Genomic DNA, 16,174 nt, shown 5'->3' on the forward strand with positions numbered 1-16,174 from the left:
TGAAACCAGGCTAATGACACAGTGATTTCAAAGGAATCCAGGTTAAGAAAATATACCCTCTACAGGGTATTAAGATCAATTAGTTTTATTAACTAATTTTAAGTCAACGTCTTAGCTCAGTTACCGGTGCGCCTATATCCACTCAGATCAGCCGTCTGTAACATAAAATAACCCTCTATGAAACTTCTCTTCTACCTGATCATACCACTGATAATCTGCCTGCATGTAAACGCACAGATGCCGACGGCTAAAAAACCTGGCTCAAAACTGAGTGGCGGTTTGCAGGAAATCTCAGATACTTACCAGCGAAATAATCGCATCGATACCACACTGCTTAAATCGCAACAGTTTCAAATGGACAAAACCGGTCAGAAAATCGTGGTTGACGCCGTGGCTGAAACCGATGGCGAAACCCTCGAAAAGGCGCTGCGTAAAGCCGGTTTTGCAATCATTGCCCGGTATGGACGAGTCGTAACGTGTCAGATTGAAATTTCTCGTTTACCGGAACTAGAAACGCTGGCGGATTGCCGGTTTGCTAACCCGGCTGAGCGACCTCAAACAAACACAGGGCCGGTCAACACTCAGGGAGACGCGTCGCAGCGGTCTGACCTGATCCGCCAGCAATACGGGTTAACGGGGCAAGGTGTAAAAGTGGGCGTAATGTCTGACAGCTACAATGCCTTGCTGGGTGCGCCCGCCAGTGTGACAGCCGGGGAACTGCCCGGTGTTGGTAATCCCAATGGCTTCACGACCGCCGTAACTGTGGTTCAGGATTATACGCTCGCAGGAGCGACTGATGAAGGCCGGGCCATGCTTGAAATTGTGCATGATATAGCCCCGGCAGCTCAACTTTATTATCGGACGGCCAGCGTTTCTCAGGCCGATTTTGCTGCGGGCATTGAGCAACTTGCCAACGTAGGCTGCAGGGTGATTATTGACGATATTAAGTGGTTGGCTGAGCCTTTTTTTCAGGATGGACTCATTGCCCAAAGCGTTGATAAAGTCAATTCGCTTAGTGGGGTGAGTTATTTTTCAGCGGCTGGTAACTATGCAGACGTGTCTTATGAGAACAATTATGTTGCCTCAACGTTTAAGCCACTTACCTATACAGCCGCTACGGCACATAACTTTGGTACGGCGGCTAATCCGGTCTATTTTTTCCCAATTCAATTAGCGGCTGGCAGGAGACTGCTTCTCAGTTTTCAATGGGACGACCCGTTCTTTTCCGTCACCGGTGGGAGTGGAGCTACCGGGGATTTGGACATTTATTTATTCAAACAGATTCCTACTACGTTTCCGGTTAATCCAACAAGCAGTACCTTAATTGCACAGCTGAACGAACAGGAGAACTTAGGGCGAGATCCGTATGAATTTCTGAATTACACGAACAATACGGGTACCACTCAAACCTATTATATATTGCTTACCAAATACAGCGGTACTGCACCAAACCGGCTTAAATTCGTTGACATACGAAATAATCCGTTTCCACCTTCAGCTCTGACGATTGCGGGAGTAGGCGCCAGCACCTGCTATGGCCACTACAATTCGGCCGGGGCGATCGTTACCGGAGCCGCACCATTTTATAACACACCAGCCTATGGCGTGAGTCCACCACAGATAGAATCTTTTTCCTCAAAAGGTGGAACACCTATTTTATTCTCAACCACAGGTGTTCGCCTGACTACCCCCATCATTCGTCAGAAACCCGATGTAACTGGCCCCGACGGGGGCAACAACTCCTTTTTTAACATTGATTCGCCGAATGATGCCGATACGTTTCCTAACTTTTTTGGTACATCCGCGTCTGCCCCGCATATCGGTGCAATAGCCGCACTGATGCTACAGGCTAAACCCGCCCTTACGCCAACAAACATAAAAACAGCCTTAATTGCTTCCTGCGTTGACATGGATGATCCGACAACGGCAGGATTCGATGCGGGCTTTGATTTTAGAACGGGCTACGGTCTTGTCCAGGGCGACGTAGCCATTAAATCAATCTTGCCGCCAGGTGCTCCCTGTGCTTCTGTCGCATCGGGCAATTGGAACAGCCTGGCTACGTGGTCGTGTGGCTTTCTGCCGTTGGCCATAACGCCTGTTACCATCGGTGCGGGGCATATCGTCACGATTGACGGGGTCACGGCCAAAGCTCAACTGGTAAAGTACAGCGGTTCCGGCAAGGTACGTACGCTCAATAGTGGTAAACTTAGTTTTTTGCCATAACGTACTAGAAAGCAATTGCTTATCCGATTGTTGACGACAGATTACTGCTTCCGAATCGAAATTACTTTCCGCTGGTTACCTCGTACAACTTCAATCAGATAAGCCCCAGACGGCAAACTAGTAAAGGATAAAACTTTGTCTGATACGTTCGCGGGCATCAGTGCCTGCTGACGGATCAGCAAACGTAATTGTGTTTCCTGCCCGGCTGGATTGACACGTACCGTAATAGCATGATCAGCAGGATTTGGAAAAGCTATTGCCAGTAATACGTTGCCGGATTCGATTTCTGCTACGTCTTTGCCGACCTCCCGCGAGAAAGGCGTATTACATACACTGCTTACCACTGGTCCAATAGCCGTTGGTGTATACGTAGCGCTAGTTGTCATCAAAATTTTGTCAATTCTGACGCCATCCCCGCGCATCCAGATGTTCAGCGATGTGTCTCCGTCGTGTTTACATTGACTCGGAATGCCGTACTCCAGCGGCTTTCAGCCAGGTCCACGTAGTGCTGCCGTTGTTGTAATTCGGGCTGTTCGGACTGAGAGTAACAGCTGTGCCATCCAGACCGATGTGGAATGAATCGTCATAAATACCGTCGGCTCCGGCCGCCATCCAAACCCACACGTACTACGTACCGGCGGTGGTGAAATTCAGCGAATAATCTAATCGTGGTCCCACCAGATTGTTCTGGACGTTAATGGTCATGGCTGTATTGCCCGATGCATTGCTGACGGACAGCGATGTCCAGCTACGGTTGGCAGCCGCTCCCATACCATTGGTTCGGGTGGTATATCCTTCGGCTTCAAACGCGGCCATCCCGCCTGTTTCGCGATAGCAGTTGTGGTGGGAGTGGCCACCGTTTTCACACTGGACGTAGCATACGTAGTACCAAAGCTCACTTTCACGCGCCAGTCGGGGGCAGCTCCGGTCATAAAACGACAACTTCTAAGTCTGTCAGCGCCAAGAGTTTTCACAGGTTATCATAGAAAATCAATCAGGCAACGTCGACGGCCCGATTATTTGATTGATTTGAAGAAAATAACCGCCGAAATGACTGACGCTGGTTTAGGACATTTTGACCAACCCAACTCTCACCTGTTTTAGGAAAGGTTGGGGGTGGTAAACCTATTCAGTGCTTATTTACTGCAAATTAATCAGTTTGACAGGCCGTCGATGTAGTGCAGATCTTCAATAGATCGTATTGATCAATACGTCCGTGTATGAAGATTGATAAATTTGTATGGGCTTAAAATTCAGATATTTACCTATAAATAAATTTATTATGCAATTACAGATTGTTCGTCAGATATTGACCAAGGTTGTTTCTAAACTCTCATCATAACCATCACTACACATGAAAAAGATTTTACTGGGTTGCCTGCTTGCCCTGACTATTGTCGCCTGTAAAAAATCAGCAGATGCCGAACCCGAAGCGGGCGCTACCGTAGCCGGTAGTTACCAGATGACCTTATTTGGCCTTGACAACGGTGATGGTAAGGGATACAGTGAATCCCCTTTGCCAATTACGACGGGTCCTATAACGGGGTCGGGGACAATAACGACAGTACGGAAAGATGCCAGTAGTATTGACCTATCGGCCAAACTGGCCATAACTCAGAATGGTAGCACGAGTTTAATTATCTACCCGGCTACATCTACTTCGGTTCCGGTGACCCTACAGAAAAGCGGTAGTAGTTATGATATGATGAGTAATGGAACTAAAATTGGCACGGCTGATGGCTCCACTATTTCAATCGATATAACCAGCCCGGCCAGCGGCACGCTGAAATCACAGAGGGTCGTTTTTAAAGGGAAGAAATGAAGTAGGATGTATGATGTATAAATTTCTGGCAGTCAATACATCATACACCTACTTCATACATCACTTCAGTCCTTCCAGAAAAACCAGGCTTTGCGGCACCTGCTCCATCGATCGCGACGATTCGTCTTCGATGAAAAAATGCTTCACGCCTGATTTTTTGGCTTGTTTCATAATCTCAGCAATCCCTACATCGCCCTGACCGAGCGTTACGTTCGATTCTACGTCGGCGTGGCCGTTCTGGCTGTCGGGTGTGCCGGGTTTACGGTCTTTCAGGTGTAGGAGCAGGAATCGTTTCGGATACTTTTGCAACAGGGCAACCGGGTTATAACCAGGCGATTTGACCCAGTATACGTCCATCTCGAAGTTGATCGCTTTGGGGTCGAAGTTTTCCGCCAGATAATCGAAGAACGTACCGTCTTTATAGGTTTGGAATTCGTAGCCGTGTGTATGGTAGCATAACGTAATACCATTGTCGGCCAGAAGCTTGCCGGCTGTATTGAATACGTCGATGGCGCGTTCGGCATGGTTTATCGTGAACGTATCGCCTTCGTGAGGAATCCAGAAACATGCTACGTATTTAACTCCCAAGGCTTTAGCCTCACGTAGTACTTTTGGTACGTTCGTATCCAGGTCTTCAAAACTAGCGCCAACACTGATCGCTTTAAGTCCATATTTGTCCAGTGCCTTCCGGAAATCTGCGGGGCTCATTCCATACGTACCAGCAATTTCAACCTCCCGAAATCCCATCTGTTTTACTTTCGCCAGCGTACCGGGAACGTCTTTCGCAAACTGATCCCGAAAACTGTAGAGGCCCAGCCCAACGGGTGCCGATTTCTGCGCCAGCGCAGCCACCCCGGATAAAAGCAGGCCGATAAGTAGTAGAAAGGGTTTCATGATAGTCAAAGGGTTAATGTATAGTGATGAACGATAAGTGATAAGTAAATGTAAAATACTTTGTTCATCGCTTATCGCTCATCATTTATTTCCCGGTTTGGGTAGTAAACGTACTTTCAAAAATCTTGTCGGCGTTACCCGTTTCAAAGCCTTCGCGTCGATGTTGACGACCTACCTGATTGGCAGGTAGGTTTTTGAATGCGGGCAATATACGCCGTTCGGCAAATTCGACGTAGGAACCGGCAATTCTAAAGCTGTCTCCACCCGAAAATTCGGCATCAATCATCTGTGCTACTGTAGAAGCCTGTCGTAAATCTCCATCAGGGCTGATTTTGATGGTGCCACCTGCTGAATTGAGTTTTAACCCGTGCTGTTGCAGGAAAGCCACAAATTCATCAATCGTGTTATAGCCCGGTTTCAGGTTATGCACACTGATCGTGAAATGATTCAGATAATATCGGTTATAAATGACCCAGGCTGCGTATTCACTTTCCTTAAGTAAAGCCTGATAATCAGCCAGTGTTGGCGTTTGCCAGAGGGGCTGGTGAAGAAACTGGTCAACAGCTTCGGCATCATCCAGATTCAGGGCGTCGACGGGATCACTTTTTACGGTGTCGGTGTAGCGATGAATGATACGTTGCACTTCGTCCGACAGCTCATGCACACGCAGTTCGCTGGCGAAAATCCGGGGATAATGCGGCTCGGGCGGACTATACCAATACGCCGTTAATTTCTTTTCGATGAAGTTATATTCGTCACGTTTTTCGTAGCCGTAGTGCAGGAAAATTTTCTCGAACGATGCAATGCCCAGGTTAGGAACGCCCATCGTACGAAAGGCAATGTGGTCATTCTCAATTTCATCACCCGATTCAATGACCTCCTCCTCAATCATGGCGGTGACGACCTTCTTCACGTCGGGCACGCGCTCACTGTAGCGTCGCATTAGCCCACTCAGAACGGCGTCGAGGGTTTGGTGGGCTGTTTCCTGGTTGGACGTAGTAATCATGGTAGTTATCCGAATATGAGCAAATATCGGAATACATCCCACAGTTTACTATACAACCACAAGGTTTTCGGTTCGCAGAATATTACTTCCATTTTGGGCGAGCGTAAAACCCAATCCTGCTACGTCAGAACCACGGTCTTTTCACTTTAAATGATCGTTTTAAGCCACTAATCATCAGGAAGGCGCCAATGATGCCGAAAATAATAGCCAACGTAGTGATGTGCAGAATGGCAAATACGACCGCTACCAGAATAATGATCACTGACGCTTTCAGTTTCCAGCTGATACGTTGCCACCAGTTCAGTTCTTTACGTAGCGGCATGCCGAGGCTCTGCCGGATGCGGTTGCCCAGCTTAAGCTTTTTCTTGTTTTTGGGTTCAGGTTGTTTGTCGTCGGCGGTTTTCTCGGGTGCTGGCAACATCGACTGAACTCGCTGCATCCGCTGTACAAGCCGGTGTTGCGTCGATTGATGCAGTACTTTCGAAACGCTCGCCACTACAGGCACTACGTCCGCTTCAAGAGCTGCTATAGGTTCTTCGACTTCCTCGGCAGTGGTATCTGGTGCTACGTCTTTACTGACAATCTCGCGTTCAACAGGTAGGCGGGTGGCTGCGGGATGGGGCGTCCGCTGGAAATACGCGACAGGTCTATGGCAGGCGGAAAGAAAGAGAATGAACGTAGCAGCCAACAGGATAAGAAAGTTTTTCATCAGGTTGCAGGTTGTCGGCGCAAATGGAAATTACGCAACAGAAAAGTTCTCTTTACAACGAATCTGCGTTGTCGGTTAATATCAATACGTTAAAAAAGTGGTAATTATTGACCAATTTTTTTGCTCGGCTTGCCACCCAGACAGTAGGCAAAACCGGTTTTTCGACTTTTCGAGACAAATCTTTTCTGAAGCTGTTTTATGGACGAATTTATATTCTGGCTGGCGTTGTTACTGTTGGCCGCACCTCTGGCATCGGCTCAGAAGGTCGAGGAATTTAACTACGACGAAGCCAAAGTTGGTACGTACACCCTTCCCGACCCGTTGACCAGCAAGGACGGCAAAGCAGTGAAAACAAAATCGGCCTGGACCAGCCGCCGGGCTGAACTCATGGAGCTTTTTGCCGCAAATGTATACGGACATACGCCCAAACAGCCCATAAAACTTCGGTTTCAGACAACGGCGGTAAATGAATCTGCCCTGAATGGATTGGCCGTTCGCAAAATGGTATCGATTTTCTTTGTCGATTACCCACAAATTCCTTCCATCGACGTAGCGCTCTATCTGCCTAAAAATAAAAAGTTGGTGCCCATTTTTCTGGGACTAAATTTCAGCGGAAATCATAGCGCTACTACCGAAACAGACGTACCGATCACGACGCGGTGGGTGTATAACGCCATTGGTGACGTATCGGTCAATAACAAGGCTACTGAAAAATCGCGGGGGATGCAGGTTTCTAGCTGGCAAATCGAAACCGTGCTGAAACGAGGCTATGGTCTGGCAACGGTCTACTACGGCGATATTGAACCCGACCATCCGCAGGGCTGGCAGGGCCACATTCGTTCGGTGCTGGATAGCCCATCAGAAACCGTTCCGAGCGCGAGTAACAACTGGGGCGCCATTGGTGCCTGGGCCTGGGGCCTCAGCCGAATCATGGATTACCTCCAGACTGAACCCGATATCGACCCCAAACGAGTTGTTTTAATCGGCCACTCGCGACTGGGTAAAGCGGCTTTGTGGGCCGGTGCTCAGGATGACCGTTTTGCGGCTGTTATCTCCAACGAATCGGGTGAAGGCGGTGCGGCTTTATCGCGTCGATGGTATGGCGAAACCGTCGAACGTATCAATACGAGTTTCCCGCACTGGTTCAATGCCCAGTTTAAAACCTACAACAAACGTGTTGCCGACCTCCCCATCGACCAGCACGAGTTACTGGCGCTCATTGCCCCTCGACCGCTCTACGTTGCCAGCGCCGAAGAAGACCGTTGGTCCGACCCCAAAGGTGAGTTTCTGGGTGCTGCTCATACAGAACCAGTTTATAAACTTTTCGGCAAAACAGGGCTGGGTACCGATACGTTTCCGGCGGTCAATCAACCCATCGGCCAAACGGTACGTTACCACATCCGAACCGGCAAACACGACGTAACGGCCTACGATTGGGAGCAATATCTGAAGTTTGCGGATGAGTTGGTTGGGAAGTGATGGGTATTGATCTACACTCTGCGGATGGATATCATAAAAGACAATATGGAAATTATGCTAAAAAATATTTTGCTAATAATTTTGAAAGTATTCTAATGCATTAAATTGAAAAAAAATGGCTATATATAAAATAGGAAAGCAGTTAGATTTTGTCAAAGAAATACCATTTAAATTTGAGAAGGATATTCAAACTTTAGTTGAGAAGAATTTAAATTCTCTATTGCATCTTGCCTTTATTCGCTCCGAATTTTCACTAAATAATTTTAGAATTGATACTTTAGCTTTTGACACAGAAACAAAATCTTTTGTAGTTGTTGAATATAAGCGAGACAAAAACTTTAGCGTAATTGACCAAGGTTATGCTTACTTATCGCTTATGCTGAATAATAAGGCTGATTTTGTCCTAGAATTTAACGAAAGCCAACAAATAACACTTAAAAGGACGGATGTTGACTGGACCCAATCCAAAGTAATATTCATTGCCCCTCAATTCACAAATTACCAAAGGGAAGCTATTAATTTTAAGGATCTACCAATTGAGCTTTGGGAGATCAAACGTTTTGAAAATGACACAGTTTCTTTCGATCAAATTCAAAAGGCGTCAGCTAAAGAAAGTATTAAGACAATCTCAAGAAATGACGAGACTGTTGGAACCGTAAGTAAGGAAGTGAAAGTTTTTACCGAGCAAGATCATTTACAAAAAGTTGATTTTGAAACAAGAGAACTTTATGAACAGTTAAAAGAGCGCCTAATCTCACTTGACGATAATGTGACAACTCAGCCTAAAAAGCAAACAATAGGCTTTAAAGTCGAAAATAATATTTTTTGCGATATAGTTTTACAAGGTAAAGGTTTGAAAATTTACCTAAATTTAAAAATTGGAAATTTACAAGACCAAAAACAAATCGCAAGAGATGTTTCAAATGTTGGACATTGGGGTAATGGTTCTTATGAAATTAAGATGAGCGATACAGATGATATCGATTATATAGTTAGTTTGTTGAAGCAATCATTAAGAAAAAACAAAAAATGACTGTTATAAAATCATATTGATAATAAGTGTACTGAGGATATTGCCAATTAATAATCTCCTAGAGGTACCTACCTTTGCGGGCATGAATACTGACAATGACCCGCGCCCCTGGCACATCGAAAATTCCGAATACATTCACAAGTTACCGTGGTTCACTGTTCGCAAGGAAGCCATTCGCATGGAGAGTGGCGGCACGATTCCCAACTATTTCATTTTTGAATATCCCGACTGGATTAACGTAGTAGCCGTTACAACCGACAATGAACTGGTTTTGATACGTCAGTATCGGCACGGCATTGGTGGCGTTCATTACGAACTTTGCGCCGGCGTTGTCGATCCGGGCGAAGAACCGTTGCATGCCGCCCAGCGTGAACTGCTTGAAGAAACGGGTTACGGTGGCGGTACATGGCAACCCATTATGACGCTATCGGCCAATCCGGGTACGCACAACAACCTCACGTATGCGTTTCTGGCAACGGGCGTTACGTTGCAACAATCTCAGCATCTGGAAATTACCGAAGAAATCAGCGTACACGTAGTAAGTCGGGAACGTGCATGGGAAATCATCAATCAGGGTGAAATGATGCAGGCGTTGCATTTGGCGCCGTTGCTGAAATATCTGTCTGAACCGGGATTGAGCTGATTGATGGATTTCCTGGATTTTGTTAATTGGTTAAACGCTTCAAAGAAGCGAAAATAAAATCCTGAAAATCCTCAAATCTGCTAAATCCCGGTTCTGACATTATCTTTGCCCCCCAAAATGACTGCACTAGCCCGATTAAACACAAAATCCAGCTAATCCTTAAATCTGTGTAATCCCGGTCATGATTATCCCTCTTGCCCTCCGCGCTGACCAAACGCAGGAGTATTATTTTTCGGTGAAACTGGTCGAAGTCCGTCGTCTTCAGGCGGCTGGCCATGATGTGATTAATCTCGGTATTGGTAATCCTGATCTGATGCCCTCGGCCAATACGATTGATGCGCTCATAAACTCGGCTCAGCAGCCTAATGCGCATGGGTATCAGCCTTACAAAGGCACGCCCGGTCTGCGGCAGGGAATCGCCAATTTTTATCAGCATACCTACGGCGTCACGCTCAATCCGGAGACGGAAATCCTTCCGCTGATTGGCTCGAAAGAAGGGATAACGCATATTTCGATGACGTTTCTGAATGATGGCGACGGCGTTCTCGTGCCTGAACTGGGTTATCCGGCGTATCGAGCCGTGAGCCGTATGGTGAGCGCCAACGTAGTGGATTATCCGCTGCTGGAACACGCGGGCTGGCAACCCGATTGGGAAGCGATGGCCGAGCTGGTAGCCGCTTCTCCTGCCAGTAACCCGACCAAAATTATCTGGCTGAATTACCCACATATGCCGACCGGTGCGCCTGCTACGTCGGCCTTGTTTGAGCGAGCGGTGAAATTTGCGCATGACAACCACGTATTACTTTGCCACGATAATCCGTACAGTCTGATTCTGAATAAGAAAGCGCCAATTAGCCTGTTGTCATTAGACGGCGCGAAGGACGTAGCAATCGAATTGAATTCGCTGAGTAAATCGCACAACATGGCAGGCTGGCGTATTGGCTGGATGGCAGGTAGCAAACCCTACGTCGACGCGGTGCTGACCATAAAAAGTAATGTCGACTCAGGGCAGTTCAGGCCGTTGATGGATGCGGCCGCCGAAGCGCTGACCAACTCCGACGACTGGCATCGTGAACGTAACGAAGTCTATAAAGGTCGGATGGATGCGCTGCACGCGTTTCTGGACGCGCTCGGCTGTACGTACTCGCTCGATCAGGAAGGGCTTTTTATCTGGGCCAAATTGCCTGATTCTGTGTCATCTGCCGAAGCTCTCGTCGATGATCTGCTTTATAACAAACACGTTTTCATTGCTCCCGGCTTCATCTTCGGCCCCAAAGGCGACCGCTACGTTCGAGTATCGCTGTGTGTACCGGAGGAGCGCGTGCTAGAAGCTGTTAAAAGAATCTGAACCGTACGGGCGGCCCGTGCGGTTCAGATTATAGTTCCTCTTTAACTCTTTCAATAATTATAAAATGGATGAATCTTTATTGATGGAGCTAAATGCAGCAGGAATACAAATACGGCGAATTGACGCATCGTATTATTGGTTGTTCGATGGAAGTACACCGCGTTTTGGGGAGTGGATTCCAGGAAGTAATTTATCAACGTTCGCTGGCTTATGAACTTGAGCAGTTCAATATCGGTTTCGCCAGTGAGGTCGATATGCCTATTTTTTATAAAGGCGTATCGGTAGGCGCACGGCGAGCCGATTTTCTGATCGAGGAGAACGTGTTGGTTGAATTAAAAGCGATCATCAAACTGGAGGAAGTACATTTAGCGCAGGCCATCAATTAACTGGAAGCCTACAATCTGGAAATTAGTCTGCTCATAAATTTCGGCGCGTCCAGTCTCGAATTCAAGCGCTTATTCAACCCAAACTTCCGCCATTCCCACATCAAATCATGAGAGCTTTATCAGCAGGCACTTCGAAGAAGCGAAAACAAAATCCAGTAAATCCCTAAATCTGCTAAATCCCGGTTCATGAATGTTTCCATCATAGGCATTGGTTTACTGGGCGGTTCATTCGCCCTGGTTCTCCGCGAGAAATACCCAAAAATGCATTTCATTGGCGTCGACACGTCGCCCGTAAATGGGCAGCTGGCGCTGGCAAAAGGAATCGTCGATGACGTAATGCCTCTGGCAGAAGCAGTGTCGAAAAGTGACTTAGTGGTTATGGCGACGCCTGTCAACGTCATTATCGACCTGCTGCCAGCGGTACTTGATCATCTGCCAAGCAGTGCCACCGTCATTGACCTTGGTTCGACCAAAGGGTCTATTTGCGACGTAGCCGATATCCACCCCAAACGCGCCCAGTTCGTAGCGGCCCACCCGATGGCGGGTACCGAAAACTCAGGACCAGGTGCCGCGTTTCGGGAATTATTACCAGGTAAAAACCTGATTATCTGCGATTCAGATAAAAGCAATACCGAAAGTCTGACACTGGCTGAAAGTTTGTTTCGGGATGCGGGTATGAAGTTGTTTTACATGACACCCAAAGAGCACGACCTGCATCTCGCCTACGTATCACATCTGAGCCACATCAGCGCTTTTGCCCTTGGACTGACCGTTCTCGAAAAAGAGAAAGACGAACAGGCCATTTTCGATATGGCCAGTACGGGGTTCAGCTCAACGGTACGTCTGGCCAAAAGCTCCCCGCAGATGTGGGCCCCCATTTTCGACCAAAACCGGACGAACGTATCGAACGCGCTGGCGGCCTATATTGAGTTTCTGCAACAATTCAAGCAAGTTATTGATGATCAGGACGTAGCAACATCACTGGATTTTATGAAGCGTGCCAACGTAATCCGCCGGGTGCTGGACGGTATCGAGAAGCGTTAGATCAAAAAAATCATCGTCGGGAACCCATACAAAAAGCATTTTCGTTGGTTTATAAGAGATTATGAATAATTCGTAATGAAGAATGTATAATGCATTACTAAACAAGCTGCTGACTAGCATTATCCATTAATTTATGTAACCCAAAAAACGTTATGGAAGCGACGCATGCGCCAGCAACTGAGGCTGGCACAATTACCATTGGCGGTGACCTGACAGTGAACCGAATGGCTTACGGTGCCATGCGCCTGACGGGCAAAGGCATCTGGGGGCCACCCAAAGACCACGATGAATCCATTCGTGTGCTCAAACGCTGCCTCGAATTAGGGATTAATTTCATTGATACGGCCGATAGTTATGGCCCCTACGTATCGGAAGAGCTGATTGCCGAAGCATTACACCCTTATCCCGATGGCCTGATTATCGCTACCAAGGGTGGGTTGTTACGTACTGGCCCGAACCAGTGGCCGGTCGATGGGAGTCGTAAACATCTGGAAGAAGCCCTGAACGGAAGTCTGAAACGGCTGAAACTGGAACGTATCGACCTGTATCAACTGCACCGTTTCGATACTAAAGTACCATCCGACGAATACCTGAGTTTTTTGCAGGAATCCCAGCAGCAAGGTAAAATCCGTCACATTGGCTTGTCGGAGGTGAGTATTGAGCAGATTGAAGAAGCGAGTCAGTATTTCGACGTAGTGTCGGTGCAGAACATGTATAATTTTGGTGAGCAACGCTGGAACGACGTACTGCATTACTGCCAACAGAAAAATATCGCCTTTATTCCCTGGTATCCGCTGAATGCGGGTAATATGAATCCGGATCGCCACAACGCTATTCGGAAGGTAGCCGCGCGTCACAACACTACCGAGTTCCAGATCGCGCTGGCCTGGCTACTGGCGGCTTCGCCTGTTATGCTGCCCATTGCCGGTACGTCGTCGGTAAAACACCTCGAAGAGAACGTAATGGCAGCAACCATAAAACTGACCGACGAAGATTTACGTGATATGCCATTGCCGAAATGATACCGGTTTTGCACAAAACAAAAAGGGTTGCTACGTAGCAACCCTTTTTTATGAACCTGGTTTTGCCAGAATTATAGTACGTACTACGCCGACTTTTCCAGGGATTTTACCCGATCATAGGCTCCGCGCAATTCAGTTAGCTGCTTCTGCAGGTCTTCTTTAATATAAGAAGGCAGATGGTCTTTCTCCACCGCATCTTCGTAGGCTTCAACAGCGGCATTCTCGCCAAATTCTACCGAGCTTAAAATAGATTCCCGGTCCTTACCCGTAATCGCTGCTTTTATATCAATCCAAGCGCGGTGTAATTGGCTCGAAATATCTGTCGAATCAAAATCGGCCACGCCTGTTCCGTCGATACGAACAATATGGTCGGCCAGTTGACTGCGGAACTGTTCGCTTTGGATGACCATGTGCCGGAACAATTCGTTCAGTTCGGCGTCTTTGCTTTCTTTGATGGCTTCTTCGTAGCCATGAATCCGGTCGTTGTTGATCTTAACCAGATCGTTCAGATCATCAACAATTTCCTTATTGTTAATCATAACAGTTGCTAAAAGATGGTTATAAACAGTAAGTACAACCCACCGTCAGACGTAGATGTTTAATAAAATGGGCAAAATTTTCTGAATACAGACCTTATTCCGTCTATTTCAAACGTACCTGTCAAAGCGCGGACGGAATGCTACGTTTGCCAGTGACAGCTACCGTATAATAAACATCGTTAGTTACTATGGTTACCGCTTAATAAACTTCTCTTTTTCTATGAATGAGAATATTTCGACTGATATAAACCATATTTCTAATAAAAATTTTCGTAAGCGGTGGTTTTTGTTCCATTCACTCAAAATTGCACGCAATAGCCGAAAAAAAAAGCAAAAGAACAAAACCAAGCAGCCCTCCAGGCCGTAGTTATGTCGATTCTTCCGATGAACGGAGGAAAACTCAACTTCTACTTTTTTGGGTCAATGGAAAAACTACCGAAAGACACTACTGACATCAGTCAGTTGCTGACGGGCAAGGAGTCGGCGGCTTTGGGGCGCCGGGTCTTTTTGCGTTATCTGGGCGCAACCGCAGCAGCAGGCGTAGCATTAAGCGCTTGCCATAATGAAATTGACGATACCGTAGCACGGGGCGCTGGCCGGGCTGGTGATGTAATTGACCTCGGCGACATTGGTTACAGCGATGTGGGCGTTCTGAACTACGCGTATGCGCTGGAACAACTGGAAGCCGCTTTTTATACCCAGGTTATGATGACCCCTTACTCGGGTATCAATGGATATGAACTGGCGCAACTACGCGACATTCGTGACCATGAAATCAGCCACCGCGAACTGTTTAAAGCCGCTTTAGGAAGTGCCGCTATCCCAGGGCTGACCCCTAATTTCAGCAGCATCAATTTCGGTAGCCGGGCATCGGTTCTGGGAACTGCCCGCGTGTTCGAAGCGATTGGTGTATCGGCCTATAATGGCGCAGGTAACCTCATTAAAAACGGTGATTATCTCCTGCTGGCCGGCAAAATCGTATCGGTTGAAGCTCGTCACACGGCGATCATCAGTGAAATGCTGAACCCCATGACTTCTTCATTTGCCGGTAACGACATCGTCGCTCCTTCGACCGGACTAGGCGAAGCACGTACGCCAGAAGAAGTATTAACGCTGGTAAGACCATTTGTACAGGAAACCATCAACGGCAAAAACGCCCGTCGTTAAACATTCGAGCAACCATGAATCTACAAAACATACTTAGTGAAATTGAGAAGGTGGACGCCGACGTTTACGAGCGGATTGACCACGTATCACGTCGCCATGTGTTCCATAACTTCCTGAAAAAAGCGGCAGCGGGTATTGCGCCCGTCGCTTTTGGAGCTGTGCTGAACAAGGCTTACGGACAGGGAATGGCCACGGTGGTTGACGTATTGAATTTTGCGTTGACGCTGGAATACCTGGAAGCAGAGTTCTACAATCGGGCTCTTTCGAGCTCGCTGGTGATGGGTAACGAAGGTCAGATGACGTTTCAGCAAATTGCCTTACACGAAAATGCACACGTAGCATTGCTACGTTCGGCACTGGGTGGTGCGGCCATTTCAAAACCTAATTTCGACTTTACGGCGAAGGGCTCTTTCCCAGATGTCTTCTCGAACTATCGCACCTTCCTGGCTGTATCACAGGCACTTGAAGATACGGGTGTTCGGGCTTATAAAGGTCAGGCTGGCCGTCTGATTCCGTTCCCAGACGTACTGAAAACAGCGTTGCAGATTCACTCAGTAGAAGCCCTGCACGCAGCGAAGGTACGTTACCTAAACGGTAACAAAGGCTGGATCACGGGCAATACGGGCTTCCCAGGCGCTGTGTATGCTGGTGAAGACAATACGTCGCAAGGCGGTGCCAGCGTCAATGGTTTGGGTGGTATCGGGTTTGGCCCCGCTTCCGAAGCTTACGACGAACCGCTTTCGAAAGAAGCCGTTCTGGCGATTGCGACGCCATTCTTAGCATAAGAAAAAAAGTCGAAAGTCGTGAGTCAATAGTCATTAGGTATAGGCCTGACAACTATTGACTCACGACTTTCGAC

Annotated in this window: 18 protein-coding genes; 11 read left to right on the forward strand and 7 right to left on the reverse strand. The window is 47.5% G+C overall.

Features of this window, described 5'->3' with window-relative positions; genetic code table 11:
- The first annotated feature begins 177 nt into the window (after window positions 1-177).
- The gene (locus IC229_RS09440) at window positions 178-2,223 is read left to right on the forward strand and encodes a S8 family peptidase (protein ID WP_190886719.1); all 2,046 of its coding nucleotides are present in this window, start codon (window positions 178-180) and stop codon (window positions 2,221-2,223) included.
- Between the two features lie 41 nt (window positions 2,224-2,264).
- Here the strand turns inward: IC229_RS09440 and IC229_RS09445 are convergent, their stop codons facing one another.
- The 3 genes from IC229_RS09445 to IC229_RS09455 all read right to left on the reverse strand — a co-directional run bounded on the left by IC229_RS09445 (window position 2,265) and on the right by IC229_RS09455 (window position 3,165).
- Window positions 2,265-2,612, reverse strand: a complete 348-nt coding sequence (locus tag IC229_RS09445) for a T9SS type A sorting domain-containing protein (RefSeq protein ID WP_190886720.1) — start codon at window positions 2,610-2,612, stop codon at window positions 2,265-2,267.
- A 64-nt stretch (window positions 2,613-2,676) separates the two neighbouring features.
- Window positions 2,677-2,847, reverse strand: coding sequence for a hypothetical protein (locus IC229_RS09450; RefSeq protein WP_190886721.1), 171 nt, complete (start codon window positions 2,845-2,847; stop codon window positions 2,677-2,679).
- A 3-nt stretch (window positions 2,848-2,850) separates the two neighbouring features.
- Window positions 2,851-3,165 (reverse strand): hypothetical protein, encoded by a 315-nt coding sequence (locus IC229_RS09455; protein WP_190886722.1) that lies wholly within the window; start codon window positions 3,163-3,165, stop codon window positions 2,851-2,853.
- 412 nt (window positions 3,166-3,577) lie between these two features.
- On the opposite strand from IC229_RS09455, the gene IC229_RS09460 reads away from it, so the two are divergent.
- Window positions 3,578-4,045 (forward strand): hypothetical protein, encoded by a 468-nt coding sequence (locus IC229_RS09460; protein ID WP_190886723.1) that lies wholly within the window; start codon window positions 3,578-3,580, stop codon window positions 4,043-4,045.
- Between the two features lie 60 nt (window positions 4,046-4,105).
- Here the strand turns inward: IC229_RS09460 and IC229_RS09465 are convergent, their stop codons facing one another.
- The 3 genes from IC229_RS09465 to IC229_RS09475 all read right to left on the reverse strand — a co-directional run bounded on the left by IC229_RS09465 (window position 4,106) and on the right by IC229_RS09475 (window position 6,654).
- Window positions 4,106-4,939 carry a sugar phosphate isomerase/epimerase family protein gene (locus IC229_RS09465; RefSeq protein WP_190886724.1) on the reverse strand — a complete coding sequence of 278 codons (834 nt, stop codon included), beginning with the start codon at window positions 4,937-4,939 and terminating at the stop codon, window positions 4,106-4,108.
- Between the two features lie 85 nt (window positions 4,940-5,024).
- A complete protein-coding gene (locus IC229_RS09470) occupies window positions 5,025-5,945 on the reverse strand; it encodes a DUF1338 domain-containing protein (protein ID WP_190886725.1) in 921 nt (306 codons plus the stop codon).
- 124 nt (window positions 5,946-6,069) lie between these two features.
- Complete coding sequence (locus IC229_RS09475; protein WP_190886726.1) at window positions 6,070-6,654, reverse strand: hypothetical protein; 585 nt, start codon at window positions 6,652-6,654, stop codon at window positions 6,070-6,072.
- Between the two features lie 198 nt (window positions 6,655-6,852).
- Here IC229_RS09475 and IC229_RS09480 point away from each other — a divergent pair, with 198 nt between their 5' ends.
- The 7 genes from IC229_RS09480 (at window position 6,853) to IC229_RS09510 (ending at window position 13,609) form a co-directional block, all read left to right on the forward strand.
- Window positions 6,853-8,133 carry an alpha/beta hydrolase family protein gene (locus IC229_RS09480; protein ID WP_190886727.1) on the forward strand — a complete coding sequence of 427 codons (1,281 nt, stop codon included), beginning with the start codon at window positions 6,853-6,855 and terminating at the stop codon, window positions 8,131-8,133.
- Window positions 8,134-8,248: 115 nt separating this feature from the next.
- Entirely contained in the window at window positions 8,249-9,166 is a 918-nt protein-coding gene (locus IC229_RS09485; protein ID WP_190886728.1) for a DUF5655 domain-containing protein, read from the forward strand.
- Between the two features lie 82 nt (window positions 9,167-9,248).
- Complete coding sequence (locus IC229_RS09490; RefSeq protein WP_190886729.1) at window positions 9,249-9,809, forward strand: NUDIX hydrolase; 561 nt, start codon at window positions 9,249-9,251, stop codon at window positions 9,807-9,809.
- Between the two features lie 181 nt (window positions 9,810-9,990).
- A complete protein-coding gene (locus IC229_RS09495) occupies window positions 9,991-11,157 on the forward strand; it encodes a pyridoxal phosphate-dependent aminotransferase (RefSeq protein WP_190886730.1) in 1,167 nt (388 codons plus the stop codon).
- A 92-nt stretch (window positions 11,158-11,249) separates the two neighbouring features.
- A complete protein-coding gene (locus IC229_RS09500) occupies window positions 11,250-11,543 on the forward strand; it encodes a GxxExxY protein (RefSeq protein WP_317171550.1) in 294 nt (97 codons plus the stop codon).
- A gap of 186 nt (window positions 11,544-11,729) precedes the next feature.
- Window positions 11,730-12,587 carry a prephenate dehydrogenase gene (locus tag IC229_RS09505; protein WP_190886731.1) on the forward strand — a complete coding sequence of 286 codons (858 nt, stop codon included), beginning with the start codon at window positions 11,730-11,732 and terminating at the stop codon, window positions 12,585-12,587.
- A gap of 152 nt (window positions 12,588-12,739) precedes the next feature.
- Window positions 12,740-13,609, forward strand: a complete 870-nt coding sequence (locus IC229_RS09510) for an aldo/keto reductase (protein ID WP_190886732.1) — start codon at window positions 12,740-12,742, stop codon at window positions 13,607-13,609.
- An 83-nt stretch (window positions 13,610-13,692) separates the two neighbouring features.
- Here IC229_RS09510 and IC229_RS09515 read toward each other — a convergent pair whose 3' ends face one another.
- The gene (locus tag IC229_RS09515) at window positions 13,693-14,148 is read right to left on the reverse strand and encodes a ferritin-like domain-containing protein (protein WP_190886733.1); all 456 of its coding nucleotides are present in this window, start codon (window positions 14,146-14,148) and stop codon (window positions 13,693-13,695) included.
- Window positions 14,149-14,571: 423 nt separating this feature from the next.
- Here IC229_RS09515 and IC229_RS09520 point away from each other — a divergent pair, with 423 nt between their 5' ends.
- Both IC229_RS09520 and IC229_RS09525 read left to right on the forward strand, forming a co-directional pair.
- Window positions 14,572-15,315, forward strand: a complete 744-nt coding sequence (locus IC229_RS09520) for a ferritin-like domain-containing protein (protein ID WP_190886734.1) — start codon at window positions 14,572-14,574, stop codon at window positions 15,313-15,315.
- A 14-nt stretch (window positions 15,316-15,329) separates the two neighbouring features.
- On the forward strand, window positions 15,330-16,100 hold the full coding sequence (locus tag IC229_RS09525) for a ferritin-like domain-containing protein (RefSeq protein WP_190886735.1): 771 nt from the start codon (window positions 15,330-15,332) through the stop codon (window positions 16,098-16,100).
- Window positions 16,101-16,174 lie beyond the last annotated feature (74 nt).

This window comes from Spirosoma profusum, from assembly GCF_014699005.1.
Classification (GTDB): Bacteria; Bacteroidota; Bacteroidia; order Cytophagales; family Spirosomataceae; genus Spirosoma; species Spirosoma profusum.

Coding starts and splice junctions, on each gene's coding strand:
- IC229_RS09475 (WP_190886726.1), bottom strand. CDS start 6,654: ATGAAAAACTTTCTTATCCTGTTGGCTGCTACGTTCATTCTCTTTCTT.
- IC229_RS09490 (WP_190886729.1), top strand. CDS start 9,249: ATGAATACTGACAATGACCCGCGCCCCTGGCACATCGAAAATTCCGAA.
- IC229_RS09465 (WP_190886724.1), bottom strand. CDS start 4,939: ATGAAACCCTTTCTACTACTTATCGGCCTGCTTTTATCCGGGGTGGCT.
- IC229_RS09485 (WP_190886728.1), top strand. CDS start 8,249: ATGGCTATATATAAAATAGGAAAGCAGTTAGATTTTGTCAAAGAAATA.
- IC229_RS09480 (WP_190886727.1), top strand. CDS start 6,853: ATGGACGAATTTATATTCTGGCTGGCGTTGTTACTGTTGGCCGCACCT.
- IC229_RS09520 (WP_190886734.1), top strand. CDS start 14,572: ATGGAAAAACTACCGAAAGACACTACTGACATCAGTCAGTTGCTGACG.
- IC229_RS09505 (WP_190886731.1), top strand. CDS start 11,730: ATGAATGTTTCCATCATAGGCATTGGTTTACTGGGCGGTTCATTCGCC.
- IC229_RS09515 (WP_190886733.1), bottom strand. CDS start 14,148: ATGATTAACAATAAGGAAATTGTTGATGATCTGAACGATCTGGTTAAG.
- IC229_RS09510 (WP_190886732.1), top strand. CDS start 12,740: ATGGAAGCGACGCATGCGCCAGCAACTGAGGCTGGCACAATTACCATT.
- IC229_RS09470 (WP_190886725.1), bottom strand. CDS start 5,945: ATGATTACTACGTCCAACCAGGAAACAGCCCACCAAACCCTCGACGCC.
- IC229_RS09500 (WP_317171550.1), top strand. CDS start 11,250: ATGCAGCAGGAATACAAATACGGCGAATTGACGCATCGTATTATTGGT.
- IC229_RS09525 (WP_190886735.1), top strand. CDS start 15,330: ATGAATCTACAAAACATACTTAGTGAAATTGAGAAGGTGGACGCCGAC.
- IC229_RS09495 (WP_190886730.1), top strand. CDS start 9,991: ATGATTATCCCTCTTGCCCTCCGCGCTGACCAAACGCAGGAGTATTAT.
- IC229_RS09440 (WP_190886719.1), top strand. CDS start 178: ATGAAACTTCTCTTCTACCTGATCATACCACTGATAATCTGCCTGCAT.
- IC229_RS09460 (WP_190886723.1), top strand. CDS start 3,578: ATGAAAAAGATTTTACTGGGTTGCCTGCTTGCCCTGACTATTGTCGCC.